Raw genomic sequence first — 13,742 nt, forward strand, 5'->3', positions numbered from 1 at the left:
AATGTGGACAATGTTAGGGGAAAGAGGTGTCGATGTTTTAGCTTGGGAAAGTTTTAGTCAAGGTTGGCTAACTGATGTTACCAAGCAGTTGAAACTTCAAGATGTTAATGCTTACAAAGCTGATTATGGTCAAATTCCCGATCTCGGGGTGGTAGATACAGACAGAGATGTGGTGTTCGCTTGGAACGGAACAACTTCCGGTGTTAGGGTTCCCAATGGAGATTGGATTAAAGACGATCGCCAGGGTTTGACCCTATGCGATGCAACTTCTGCTGTATATGCAATGGATATTCCTTGGCATAAAATTGATGTATTAACTTATTCTTGGCAAAAAGTTATGGGTGGAGAAGCTGCCCATGGTGTAATAGTTTTATCACCCCGTGCAGTTGCAAGATTAGAAAGTTATACTCCGGACAGACCCCTACCAAAGATTTTCCGTTTAACTAAAGGCGGTAAATTAATTGAAGGAATCTTTCAAGGCTCAACAATTAATACACCTTCGATGTTATGTGTTGAAGATGCATTAGATGGCTTAAATTGGGCAAAATCTATTGGTGGTTTGAATTCTTTAATTGAACGTTCTCAGAAAAATCTCCAAGTCTTAGAAAATTGGGTTGCTAAAACAGACTGGATTGATTTCCTAGTTGCGGATAAATCAATTCGTTCCAATACTTCCATTTGTTTAATTATTGTTGATAGTTGGTACAAGTCTTTAAGCGAGGAAGAACAAGCAGCTAAAGCCAAAGAGTTAGTATCTCTAATGGAGAAAGAAGGGGTTGCATATGATATCGGTGCTTATCGCGATGCTCCTTCCGGTTTGCGGATTTGGGGTGGTGCAACTGTTGATAGCAAAGATATGGAAGCTTTGACTCAATGGTTGGACTGGGGTTTTGCAACTATTAAGAAGAAAAATGGGTAATTTGATGAGGAGTTGAATGAACAGTTAATACTGTTTCCCGGTAGAAGGTTACTTATTGAGTGTGAGGAGTGTTGGGGAGTGTGAGAGGTGTGGGGAGTGTGGGAATAAGAGATATGGCTTATGGTTTGATAGAGTTTAGTTCAGAATTTGTTTGAAACAAATAATTTAGTCCAAGGTTAAAGTCCTAGGAAAATGCCTTAGAGGAAACACTACAAACTACCCGAAAACCAACATCATACTCCATACTGGCGGGACTGCGATCAAAGCGGTAAGCAGAACGACAGAATACAGGATTGATATACCAAGAACCGCCACGCAAAACTCGAGAACGATTGTCATTATCACCGTCACTTTCAACCCAAGCACTACCCGTATTAGGTGCGCCATAATAACGCTCGTGTCGGGTATCTTCGCACCACTCCCAAATATTACCGTGCATATCATACAAACCAAAAGCATTGGGAGGAAAACTCCCTACTTCTGTTGTTTCCTGACGGTATTTACCCTTAGGTCCATTTGCATAAGTTGAGTTGCCATCGTAATTTGCTAAGTTAGTGGTAATCGTCTCACCAAAGTAAAATGGTGATGATGTTCGCGCTCGACAAGCATATTCCCACTCAGCTTCGCTAGGTAAACGATATGTTCTTCCGGTTTTCTCTGTTAATTTCTGGCAAAATTCATTTGCATCATACCAGCTAATCCGTTCAACAGGGCGCATTTCCCCAGGGAAATGAGAAGGATTTTTACCCATGATTTCTTGGTATTGTGCTTGGGTGATAACAAACTTACCAATAAAAAAGGATTTTATATTAACTTTATGTTGAGGGCTTTCATCATCATCTTGTCCCTCTTCACCTGTTGGCGAACCCATAAAAAACTCACCACTGGGAATTTCTATCATTTCCAAACTAATGCCATTCCCCAAATATTCTGTAAAATACTTAGCACTACTAGATTGAGTATTGATAATATTTCCTTTGGCGTTAATTGTTACTATTTCAAAATCAAAACTTTTGAGATAAGGAACACCACACACTACCCTAAAACCAACGTCATGCTCTGTACTTAGCGGGCTGCGATCGAACCGATAAGCAGAACGACAGAACACAGTATTTATATACCAAGAACCGCCGCGCAGTACGCGACAACGATGATTGCTGTCAGTCCAAGCACTACCATCATCGGGTGCACCATTGTAGCGATCGTGTCGGGTATCTTCACACCACTCCCAAACATTACCGTGCATATCATATAAGCCAAAAGCATTAGCAGAAAAACTTCCTACTTCCGTTGTTTCCTGGCGATACTTTCCTTTGGGTGCATTTGCATAAGTAGAATTACCATCATAATTTGCTAAATTAGTGATGATTGTTTCACCAAAATGAAACGGTGTTGTAGTTCTGGCTCGACAAGCATATTCCCATTCAGCTTCACTAGGTAAACGGTATATTCTTCCTGTCTTTTCTGTTAATTTCTGGCAAAATTCAATTGCATCATTCCAACTGACTTTTTCTACAGGACGTTTTTCTCCTAGGAAACGAGAAGGATTTTTACCCATAATTTCTTGGAATTGTGCTTGGGTCACAGCAAATTTACCCATGAAAAAGGGTTTTATATTGACTTTATGTTGAGGACTTTCATCATCATCTCGCCCTTCCTCAAGCACCGAAGAACCCATGAAGAATTCACCTTCAGGAATTTCTACCATTTCCAAACCGATTCCATTACCTAAATCTTCTATAAAGTACTTGGCACTGTGGGTTTGATTTTTGATGATATCTCCTTTGGAATTAACTGTAATCACTTCAAAGTTAAAACTTTTGAGAGTAGTTTTACTGTTAAATAATGAAAATTTAATACTGCTTTCATTGCCAGATTTTTCTGAACTCCCTGTATTCAAACCATCTGAAATACTTTGTTCTCCTGAAAAATTTTGTAATATTGTTCTTCTGGAAATAGCAGCATTAAATCTACTTTCAACTGAATCTGATTCTTGATTCACTTTGTGGCGTTTCCAACTATTTGTTGTTGGAGATTTTTTGGAGGAAGAACTGATTGGAGAATAATCTGGGGAAGAAGTGACGGGGGAAGAAGGTTTGGGAAAAAATCCCGATGATTGTTTTGATTGTAATGATTGTTGAGATTTAGGTGTGCTTGAAGGTTGTGGTTTTGCTTGACCTTGTGATTGGGATATTAGAGGTGTAGGTGTTTTTTCTTGAGAACTCTGTCCAGTATTTTTTTCTAACAGTCCTGGCTGAGAAGATATTGAGAATTGTATTTGGTTTGAAGAATTAAGGTCTTGTAATACATCTTGTGCACAAGGGTAACGCAAACTAAAATGACGGCGCACCATTTTTGTAATTACTTCTCCTAGCTCTTGACTAACATGCGCCCGCTCCAACCAGATCACTTCACCAGTTTGGGGATTTTCTTCCAACTCACAAGGCTGAACCCCACTCAATGCAGCAATTACAGTCATCCCCAAAGCATAAACATCACTCGCCAAACAAGCTTTACCTAAACCCTGTTCGTTTGGCATATATCCTGGCGTACCAATGATTGCACTTGAAGCAAGTTCGCCACGAGAGTTGACAATTAAACTTCCCAATTCTTTTACTGCGCCAAAATCGATCAGAAAAATTTTTCCATCTTCTCGACGACGCATCAAATTTTGAGGTTTTATATCTCGGTGAATGACTTCATACTGATGCACAAAGGATAATACTTCTAAGACTTCTTGTAATAACTTGCTGACAAAAGCCTCATCAAATCGCCGACCTGGAGATATTTCTTGACCTAAATCGTGTCCTTCAATAAATTCTTGAACAATGTAAAGATTATCTCTTTCTTGAAAATGTGCTAGTAATCGGGGTATCTGAGGATGTTCTCCCAGTTTTTCCAAAATTGCTGCTTCTTTATGGAAACACTCTATTATTCGCGGTTGTGTTTGATCTGGACGTAATTGTTTAACCACACATAGAGGTTTACTTGGTTGCATGATATCTCTTGCAAGAAAAGTAATTGCAAAACCACCACCACCTATTTTTTGAGTAACTTCATAACGTCCAGCTAATGTGGTCACAATATCCCAATCTCCCCAATTCACCTAAGACAGAGTTTAAATATCTGAACTAAAATTTCGCAATATACTTTAAATTGTCTAATTCAGAGCTTCATTCGAAAATTTTGTTTTAATGAAGTTTTTATAAATTAGTTGAAATTCCATAATAATTTGGGATTTTTTGTTGCTTCAAAGATGCTTTACACGGTTGTCATAAAATATTTTGCAGCAATTAAAATTTGCAGCAATTACTATTATTATGAAAAAAAACAATGATATCCAAATAGAACTGAAAAAACAGGTCAAAAATATAGTATAAATACAGGTCAGTGGTTGTCTTGCCTAATGGAAAAAATTCTGAGTTTTATACATTCTATAAATTTACTAATAAGCAAGATAAATAAACTAAAATGTAGATTTTCGCGGGAAAATTTGCCATTTATGCCGAAAAGTCTTCCTAAACGACCAAAATAGATAGTTTAAATCTCAATAAAGGAGTTACGGCGCAATATCAGACACTACTCGAAAACCAAAGTAGTTGAAGTAACTCGTAAAGAAAAACCAGTAGCGGTTAGCACAGCGACAATCAGAAGGAGCGGAATTCCAAGAACCACCTCGAAGTACCCTGAAACGATTGTTACTGTTCCTAATCCATGCACTGCCGTCATTGGGTGCGTTGTTGTAATTTTTATGTAAAGTGTCTTGACACCATTCCCAAACGTTACCATGCATGTCATACAATCCAAAAGCATTGGGGGGAAAAGTCCCTACCTCTGTTGTTCGGTTACGATATTGCCCCTTAATCCCATCGCCATAAGTCGAAGTACTGTTGTAATTTGCCAAGTTGCTGGCAATTGTCTCACCAAAATAAAAAGGTGTTGTAGTTCTGGCTCGACAAGCATATTCCCACTCAGCTTCAGTTGGTAAGCGATATTCTCTTCCTGTTTTCTCAGTTAGTTTTTGACAAAATTCAATGGCATCATTCCAATTTACGCTTTCTACAGGAGCTCTTTGTTGTTTGAATACGGAACGATTTTTGCCAGTTACAGCTTGGTATTGTGCTTGAGTCACAGCAAATTTACCCATAAAAAAGGGTTTAAGATTTACTTCGCGCTGGGGACTTTCATCAGTATCTCGTTTTTCTTCACTGGGTGACGAACCCATAATAAACTTACCAGAAGGAATTTCTACCATCTCTAATGTGACACCGTTACCCAGATCCTCTGTAAAATACTTGGCGCTACCCGGTTGTATCTCCACAATCTTTCCTTTTTGGTTAACTGTAACTATTTCAAATTCAAAACTCTTAAGGGCATTAGCACGATTTGGCGATGGGGGTTGAACCGTATTTCCCATCATAGGTTTTTCTGGGATTTCAGCAATATCTGAATCCAAAGGATTTGAAGGATTATTTTCAGTTAAACCTTTATTTAAGATATTTTGTAAAATTTTCTGACTAAATATTTGCTGTCCTAAAATAGCAGCGATAAAACCACCTCCAACTAAACCGATAGTTTGAATAAATTTGCGACGTTTCCAATCATTTCCTATGTAAAAAATAGTTGTTAAAGCTGATAATTTATCTGCTTCTAGCTTGAATTTTTCTTTTGGTTTCTGTGCTATTTGTAGTGTTGTTAATGTCGATAATTGTGTTGATTTCGCACCACGGGTAAGTGCTTGCAATGCATCCTTAGCCGAAGGATAACGCAAACTAAAATGACGGCGCACCATTTTACTGATTGTTTTTGCTAGATGGGGGCTAACTTCTGCCCTATCTAACCAAATTAGCTCACCTGTTTGGGGATTTTCTTCCAACTCAGAAGCTTGAATACCAGTCAAAGCTGCAATTGCAATTATTCCCACAGCATAAATGTCACTGGCAAAACAAGGTTTACCTAAACCTTGTTCGGTCGGCATATATCCGGGTGTACCAATTGCAATACTTGAAGCTATCTCTCCCTGGGTATTTACAACCAATGTTCCCAACTCTTTAACCGCACCAAAGTCAATCAGAAAAATTTTCCCATCCTCTCGACGACGCATCAGGTTTTGGGGTTTGATATCTCGATGAATTACTCCTTGCTGATGTACGAACGACAATACTTCTAAAAGATCTTGCAATAAATTACGGACATAATTTTCGCTCAGTATTTTCCCCGGATATATTTCGTTAGTTAAATCTTGCCCTTGAATAAATTCTTGAACAATATAGAAGTCATCACCTTCTTGAAAATGGGCTAATAGTCGGGGTATCTGAGGATGTTGCCCTAACTTCTCCAAAATAGCTGCTTCTTGGTGAAAAAACTCTATTATTCGCGGTTGTGTTTGATTTGGACGTAATTGCTTGACAACACATAAAGGTTTGCTTGGTTGCATGATATCCCTAGCTAGAAGGGTAATTGCAAAACCACCTCCACCTAGTTGACGATTAATTTCATAACGACCTGCGAGTATAGTCACAATACCCCAAATCTCCCGCAATAAAGATAAAACAGAGCTTATATATTCAAACTAAAACTTCAGAAAATGATTTATTTTGTCTCGTTGATAACTTTATAACAAAAAAACTTAATAGGACGATGATAGCTAAACTCTTAGGAGTTAACTTTTTAGAGATACGTTTAAGAGATTAACTAATTCAGTTTTTAACTTCTACGATAGTTTTGGATATTTTTTGGTGAAAATGTGTTACTTTATGCCTGAAATTAAATCAAGAATAATAAAACTCCGTAATTCTACTCTATTTTTACTTTAACGCTATAAATGAATTTTAGCAGTGTAACTACAAAGCTATATCTTTAAAAAGTGATTAAATAGACACAATATTAAATTTTGCGACAAAAAATCTAAATAATGACGATTATTTTCAAAATTGAACAAATCAAAATGTTTTAAATCAAAATATCTTGCTTGGGTTAAGGGGCAAAATAAGTATCAAGGTTAAAATATTACCAAATAAGTTTGGGTATCTCACTGCATGCCACTCGAAAACCATAGTGGCTGAACTTAAGTTCTGGTTTATTGTAGTAGCGTCTGGCAGAACGACAGAGGTCAGCATAGTAACGCCAAGAGCCACCGCGTAGGACTCGACGAGGATCGTTAGTATTCCTAATCCAGGCGCTACCATCATTAGGAGCACCATTGTAATTTTTATGCCACATGTCTTGACACCACTCGTAGACATTACCGTGCATATCATATAAACCAAAAGAATTGGGAGGGAAGCTTCCTACTTCTGTTGTCCGCCCACGATATTGACCGTTTGGTGCATCACCATAGCTATAGTTGCTGGCATTATAATTTGCTAAATCCGTGGTGATTGTCTCGCCGAAGTAAAATGCAGTGGAAGTTCCAGCACGACAAGCATATTCCCACTCAGCTTCACTGGGTAACCGGTACGTTCTTCCAGTTTTCTCTGTCAGTTTTTTGCAAAACTCAATGGCATCATTCCAGCTTACCTGTTCTACTGGATATTTTTCTCCTTTGAATAGAGAAGGATTCTTACCCATGATTGCTTCATACTGTTGTTGGGTAACAACGAACTTACCGATAAGAAAAGGTTTGACAGTTACGTTATGCTGTGGGGTTTCACTGCTATCTGCTTTTTCCTCATCTACTGGAGAACCCATTAAGAAGTTACCACCGGGAATTGATGCCATTTCCAAAGTAATCCCATTACCTAAATCTTCTGTAAAGTATTTAATATTTAAAAATTGACGATTAATAATATTTCCACTTGCGTCAACTTTCACTACTTGATCTGGGCTACTTTGGAATAAAGTTTTTCCTAAAACAGTGACTAGAAAGCTACCGCTTGTAAAACCAATAATCTGAAGAACTTTCCGACGCGACAAATTAACTGGTGGTGATGGAACTGGTGATGTTTGGTTTACTGGCTGTGTTGTCGGCGTTGGGTTTGAGATTGTTTGATGTGATTCAGGGGAAATATAGGAATTGGAATTTGATATTGAGTTTGATATTGAGTTTGATATTGAATTTCGATTTGGATTTGGTGTTGAATCTGAGTTTGATTTTAAATCTGGGTGTGATTTTGAGGTTGATTTTATTTGTTGTGACTTTGGATAAAAATCTGGGTTTGGAGTTGATGCTATTGAATCTTTTGAGCTTGTTTGTTGTGACTTAGGGGAAGAATGTGTGTTTAGATTTGATTTTTGGTTTGAGTTTATTTGTTGTGGTTTCTGCGAAGGCTTTATATTTGAGGCTTTTAAACTGATTTGTTGTGTTTTAGAAGAAGGATGTGAGCTTGGATGAGGTAGATTTGAGCTTTCTAAGTTTGTTGTTTCTACCTCAGAGGAAAGATTTGGGTTGGGATTTAATGTTGAATTTGAACTTATTTGTTGTGTTTTAGGGGAAGGATGTGGAGTTGAAGTTAGATTTGAGTTTATTTGTTCTGGCTTGGGAGAAGAAGTTGGTGTCAGTGTTGGTGTTGGGGTTATTTGTTGCGGTTTGGAAGTTGGAATTAGTTTTATTGGGTTTATTGGTGCTGGTGGAAGTGCTTGATTATTAAGAGCTTCCAATGCATCATTTGCACATGAATAACGCAAACTAAAATGACGACGCACCATTTTGTTAATAACTTCTGCAATATCCTGACTAACTTGTGTCCTTTCTAACCAAATTACTTCACCATTTTGGGGATTATGCTCTAATTTAGAAGGTTTGACACCAGTCAAAGCGGTAATTGCAGTCATTCCCACCGCATAAACATCACTAGCGAAGCAAGCCTTACCTAAACTTTGCTCTTTAGGCATATATCCTGGCGTACCAACAATTATACTGGAAACCAGTTCTCCACGGGAATTGACTATCAAGTTTCCCAGTTCTTTAACCGAACCAAAATCAATCAAAACTATTTTCCCATCTTCCCGGCGACGCATCAGGTTTTGGGGTTTGATATCTCGATGAATTACCCCATATTTATGTACAAATGATAATACTTCTAAAATATCTTGTAATAAATTACGAACATCATCTTCACTCAAGCGTTTTCCTGGAAATATCTCATTAGTTAAATCTTTGCCTCCAATAAATTCTTGAACAATGTAGAGGTTATTTCCTTCTTTAAAATGTGCTAAGAGCTGGGGTATCTGAGGATGCTTTCCCAACTTTTCCAAAATCACTGCTTCTTTATGGAAAAATTTTATTGCTCGTGGGTGTGTTCGATGAGGACGCAGTTGCTTGACTACACATAAAGGTCTACTTGGTTGCATCATATCTCTAGCGAGAAAGGTAATTGCAGAACCTCCTCCACCTAGTTGACGAATAAGTTCATAACGTCCAGCTAACATTATCACGGTATTTCAAATCTCCCCAAATTCCGCTAAAGAAGAGTTTAAATTTCTTGGGTAAAATTTTGCAAGATGATTTAAATTGTTTGACTATGAAGTTAACAAATAAGTGTTTTTTAATAAAGTTTTCGAGATATTCTGTTAACTTAATTATTTGGAAAAGATACTTTATTTGATCAAAAAATCATAGATTACACTCTATAATCATACATCTGAAGATAATAATTTTATTTTCAAAAAACATCCTTTAGGCTTATACAGTTCAAAAAAACAGAGGTTTAAATGTCTTAAATATTACTAGTTATTTTTTCGGTAAATTATTACTTAGCGAAATGCTACAAACAACTCGCATCCCAAAATCTTCGTAGCCGTAGTTGGGATCGTCATAGTAACGAAAAGCTGAGCGACAATATGCTGGAAGATTACTCCAAGAACCACCACGTAATACCCTATGAGTATTATTGTTGTCTTCGATCCAAGGACTACCATCATTGGGTACATTTTTATAATTGTCTTGCCAGGTATCTTGACACCATTCCCGAATATTCCCATGCATATCATATACAATTATTTGAGAAACTTTTTCGATACTTATTAAATTACATTTTGTAACAGTAAATTTAATAATGATCATAACAGTTACTTGAAATCAAAAAATAAAATTAATTTTCAATACATATATTGCTCTAATAGATACTATTAGTAATACCTATAATTAATGGTAATTCCTAACTAATACTTGAGAACGAAAAACACAAAATAATTTTTTGGGCTAATAAATAATCTCAAATTTAATGTCAAGTTGAATTCAAAAAATATATAGATCAAAAATGGCGTAAACTTATATTTAAAGTGAAATTAATTAATTTTTTCTCATGAATTAATATTTGTGAGTAATTTTGAATACAATATGAATTATATGTAGGCTCAAAAAATACTAAATATTTCCTCATTAGAATTAATTTGTATTGTAATAGATTACTAAGTATGCAAGAACCACAAGTAACAATTGTAGTAGTACCAAGGGAGCGTTTTAGCTGTACCCAACGCTCTCTAGAAAGTATTTACGAACATACAGAATTACCTTTCAAATTAATTTATGTTGATGGGAATTCCCCAAAGAAAGTTCGACAATATATAGAAAGTCAGGCGCAAGAAAAAGACTTTAAAGTTATTCGTACAGATTACTATCTATCTCCCAATCACGCTCGGAATATCGGTCTAAGCCATGTCGATACTAAATATGTGGTGTTTGCTGACAATGATGTAGTTGTATCTCCAAATTGGCTCAAAGCTTTAATTAACTGTGCAGAGGAAACAGGTGCAACGGTAGTCGGTCCTCTGATGTGTGAAAAAGAACCAGTACATCAAAGAATTCATTTTGCAGGTGGAGAATCCCACATTGTTACCGACGTCAATGGTAGACGACATCTGCGTGAAAAGATGTACAAACAAGGTCAGCAAGTAGCAGATTTACGTCCCCAACTTCAACGTACCGAAACAGAATTAGCAGAATTCCATTGCGTGCTAGTTCGCACGGAAATATTTGAGCGCATCGGTTATCTGGACGAGGGGATGCTAAATACCAAAGAGCACCTTGATTTCAGCATGACAGTGGCGGAGGCTGGAGGTAAGGTATATTTTGAACCTGATAGTCTGATCACATATGTACCTGCTCCTCCCCAGGACTTAACGGATATGCACTTTTATATGTTGCGTTGGAGTGATGCTTGGACTCTGGATAGTTTGAAGCATATCCGTGAAAAGTGGGATTTGTCGGAAGATGGATATTTCAAAAACAAACACAAGAAATTGGGATGGCGTCGTAGTGGGACAATAATTAAACCTTTTGTACGTCGCGTGAGTTTCGGTTGGGAGAATAAACCTCTGAAAAGAGCTTTGAAATTCTTTGATAGAATTTTGAATCGCTATCTAACCAATCGTTATGCAGAACATTTTGCTCAAAATAAGCTGGAATTAAGACCTATCAATAAACCTGAATCAAACACACAAGAATTATCGCAGGTGTAGTAGGGGCTTTAAACCCAATTTAGACGAACTTGGGAAGCAAACTGGATTATTGAGCGAGCAAAAAACAGCAGCCTGTTAGATTCACGTAAGTACATCTACTCGTTTATGGGAAAAATTTTACGATAACTGCATAAAAAATAAAAGTCGTCCGTATTAACAATTAACGAGCTTGGAAACTCTATTTTTACGCAACTAGTGAGGTCTTAACTTGTGAAACGTTTGACAAATCATCGTTTTTAGTAAATTTATCTTCTCTGAGGTGAAATTTATTTTCTCCAAGATGATTTATCAAAGTTCTAAATAAATGGGTCACAATATCAGAGTCAATGGGCTCTGATTTTTTTTGGTATGAGCTAAAATGCGATGTATAAAAACAGTATTGTTCCTAATTAATGACTATTCGCAAATAAGAAATCAGGTAACTCGAGAACGTGAAAGTAAAACAGTCCTAAAATTAAGAATGTATAAGCCGTTGAACTTCCCAAACCCACCAATAAATCTTTCTTGAGGTTTCTTTCTTTCTGCTGTTCCACAAAAATATCTGTTACCCCCATTTGCATCATCAAAATACCCAAAACGTTGGATATCCAATAACCGATAATCGTAAAGGGTAAAAACAAATCCTGAGAAATCCAACTGACTGCGTAACCGAAAAGATAAGCGATGGGTAGGTTAAAGAACAGGTCGTTCCACCAAGATAATGGTGAGAGCATATAACCCACACCCACAAAGACTAACCCCTTGATTTTTGTCAGCATTCTTTCAAGCTTTGTTTATCCGCCATATCTATTTTTCAACTTTTGTTAACAACTGTAAAGGTCTTAGTTTGTGAACAGGATTTATGTAAACTGAATTGTCATTGCGATGCAAGGAAGCAATCTCACTAATTTTGGTAGTATGAATTATTTTGCAAAGATGTCTATTAATTAAACTAACTCATATTTTTTCATAGTACAGATGGAGAAACAAATGCATATACGGGAAGCGTCGAATTCAGATTTGGAAGATGTGTTATTGGTAGAGCGTTTAGCCTTTGGTGAAGAAGAAGAAGCTGAGTTAGTGAAGTATCTTGTAAGCGATCGCAGTGCATACCCAATTTTATCTCTGCTTGCTTTTAAAGATGAACGCCCTGTAGGACATATTTTATTTACCAAGGCTCATCTCAGAAATAATCAAAATAGGCTACCAGTATCAATAGCGATTTTAGCCCCTCTAGCAGTAGTCCCTGATGCTCAAAAGCAAGGAATTGGGGAAAAGCTAATCGAAACGGGATTAGAACTTTTATCAAAATCAGGAGTTGCTCTGGTATTTGTACTCGGATATCCGGAATACTATTCAAGACGTGGTTTCAAACCAGCAGGTCGTCTTGGATTTGATGCACCATATCCTATCCCAGATAAACATGCGGATGCATGGATGGTTCAAGCTCTTCGTCCAGGTGCAATCGGTTCTATTTCTGGTCAGGTCATTTGTGCTGATACTCTCAATAAACCTGAATATTGGCGAGAATAGCGCTATGCGCAAGTCAAAATATGAGCAGATGATATCCAAGTGATGAATATTTTTCGATTTGTGGTTTCCACATTTCATGGTCTGTACCGATACCGTGCAATAACAATAAGGTTTCGGTTTCAGAAGTTTTGTCACCAAATGTTGTGTAGTAGGTTTGTGTACCGTCTGGGTTGTAGAGTAGCCATACTATGCTTTTGGATTTTATGAGATTATGGTAGCTATTATGTGGATTTCATGGTGCTACAATTTTATATTTCGAAACCAATTGTGACATTCTGGGGTGCAGAATATGACTTATAATTATGAGATAATTACTGTCAGTAAAAATACTTGTATAAAACAAAATAAAATGTTATGGGAAATACTTTATTGGAATTGGGTACTAATTTTTTAGGACTGCCAAATTCTGAGACGGAAGGATTTACTTTAAGTGGTGCGATCGCAGAATTATTACCTAATATTAATAGTCAAAATCCTTTGGTTGGGACTCTGTTAAATACCTACCAAGATGAAATACAGCAGTTTTTGAATCAAAGTCTTCCTACTCCTGAATTAAATATAGGAAATGATGCTCTAGACACAATTTTCAACCCAATTATCTCAAATCTTTCGGTTGAAACATCAAATACGAATCAATCGATCATTAATCAACGGGAAGATATTACTAATATTAGACCCCAGAGTTCAATATTTGACTTTATTACCGGATTTAGAACTGTATCCACTTTCGACCTTGGAGCCGATCTCAGTCGCGAAAATCGTTTTTACAATCTTCCTTATCCCAACGATTTACGATTACATTCAGATGGCAGCAATTCTCATTTTGACCAATAATCGTTTAACCCGAAAAAAAATGGAAGCAAATGGAACCGGACTAAAGGGTTTTCAAGACAAATTATTAGTAAATTTT

Annotated in this window: 9 protein-coding genes; 4 read left to right on the forward strand and 5 right to left on the reverse strand. The window is 36.9% G+C overall.

Going from position 1 to position 13,742, the window contains the following annotated elements; all coding sequences use genetic code 11:
• A partial coding sequence (locus QNJ50_RS26255) for a phosphoserine transaminase (RefSeq protein WP_300641474.1) occupies positions 1-919 on the forward strand: 919 nt, incomplete at its 5' end.
• A 184-nt stretch (positions 920-1,103) separates the two neighbouring features.
• Here QNJ50_RS26255 and QNJ50_RS26260 read toward each other — a convergent pair.
• The 4 genes from QNJ50_RS26260 to QNJ50_RS26275 form a co-directional block, all read right to left on the reverse strand.
• Positions 1,104-4,025: a bifunctional serine/threonine-protein kinase/formylglycine-generating enzyme family protein gene (locus QNJ50_RS26260; protein WP_300641476.1), complete on the reverse strand. Its 2,922-nt coding sequence runs from the start codon at positions 4,023-4,025 to the stop codon at positions 1,104-1,106.
• A 453-nt stretch (positions 4,026-4,478) separates the two neighbouring features.
• Positions 4,479-6,440 (reverse strand): bifunctional serine/threonine-protein kinase/formylglycine-generating enzyme family protein, encoded by a 1,962-nt coding sequence (locus QNJ50_RS26265; protein WP_300641478.1) that lies wholly within the window; start codon positions 6,438-6,440, stop codon positions 4,479-4,481.
• Positions 6,441-6,928: 488 nt separating this feature from the next.
• Entirely contained in the window at positions 6,929-9,289 is a 2,361-nt protein-coding gene (locus QNJ50_RS26270; protein WP_300641480.1) for an SUMF1/EgtB/PvdO family nonheme iron enzyme, read from the reverse strand.
• A gap of 301 nt (positions 9,290-9,590) precedes the next feature.
• Positions 9,591-9,923, reverse strand: a complete 333-nt coding sequence (locus QNJ50_RS26275) for a formylglycine-generating enzyme family protein (protein WP_300641482.1) — start codon at positions 9,921-9,923, stop codon at positions 9,591-9,593.
• Between the two features lie 353 nt (positions 9,924-10,276).
• On the opposite strand from QNJ50_RS26275, the gene QNJ50_RS26280 reads away from it, so the two are divergent.
• Positions 10,277-11,320 carry a glycosyltransferase gene (locus QNJ50_RS26280; protein WP_300641484.1) on the forward strand — a complete coding sequence of 348 codons (1,044 nt, stop codon included), beginning with the start codon at positions 10,277-10,279 and terminating at the stop codon, positions 11,318-11,320.
• A gap of 389 nt (positions 11,321-11,709) precedes the next feature.
• Here the strand turns inward: QNJ50_RS26280 and QNJ50_RS26285 are convergent, their stop codons facing one another.
• The gene (locus tag QNJ50_RS26285) at positions 11,710-12,078 is read right to left on the reverse strand and encodes a hypothetical protein (RefSeq protein WP_300641486.1); all 369 of its coding nucleotides are present in this window, start codon (positions 12,076-12,078) and stop codon (positions 11,710-11,712) included.
• A 211-nt stretch (positions 12,079-12,289) separates the two neighbouring features.
• On the opposite strand from QNJ50_RS26285, the gene QNJ50_RS26290 reads away from it, so the two are divergent.
• Together QNJ50_RS26290 and QNJ50_RS26295 are read left to right on the forward strand one after the other, a co-directional pair.
• On the forward strand, positions 12,290-12,832 hold the full coding sequence (locus tag QNJ50_RS26290; RefSeq protein WP_300641488.1) for an N-acetyltransferase: 543 nt from the start codon (positions 12,290-12,292) through the stop codon (positions 12,830-12,832).
• Positions 12,833-13,186: 354 nt separating this feature from the next.
• Positions 13,187-13,666 (forward strand): hypothetical protein, encoded by a 480-nt coding sequence (locus QNJ50_RS26295; protein WP_300641490.1) that lies wholly within the window; start codon positions 13,187-13,189, stop codon positions 13,664-13,666.
• Positions 13,667-13,742 lie beyond the last annotated feature (76 nt).

The organism is Mastigocoleus sp. MO_188.B34 (genome assembly GCF_030065675.1).
In the GTDB taxonomy this organism is placed as follows: Bacteria; Cyanobacteriota; Cyanobacteriia; order Cyanobacteriales; family Nostocaceae; genus Mastigocoleus.

Bases quoted from the DNA above. Each gene is read 5' to 3' on its own strand.
- QNJ50_RS26295 (WP_300641490.1), top strand. From the start codon at position 13,187: ATGGGAAATACTTTATTGGAATTGGGTACTAATTTTTTAGGACTGCCA.
- QNJ50_RS26270 (WP_300641480.1), bottom strand. From the start codon at position 9,289: ATGTTAGCTGGACGTTATGAACTTATTCGTCAACTAGGTGGAGGAGGT.
- QNJ50_RS26275 (WP_300641482.1), bottom strand. From the start codon at position 9,923: ATGATCATTATTAAATTTACTGTTACAAAATGTAATTTAATAAGTATC.
- QNJ50_RS26280 (WP_300641484.1), top strand. From the start codon at position 10,277: ATGCAAGAACCACAAGTAACAATTGTAGTAGTACCAAGGGAGCGTTTT.
- QNJ50_RS26285 (WP_300641486.1), bottom strand. From the start codon at position 12,078: ATGCTGACAAAAATCAAGGGGTTAGTCTTTGTGGGTGTGGGTTATATG.
- QNJ50_RS26290 (WP_300641488.1), top strand. From the start codon at position 12,290: ATGCATATACGGGAAGCGTCGAATTCAGATTTGGAAGATGTGTTATTG.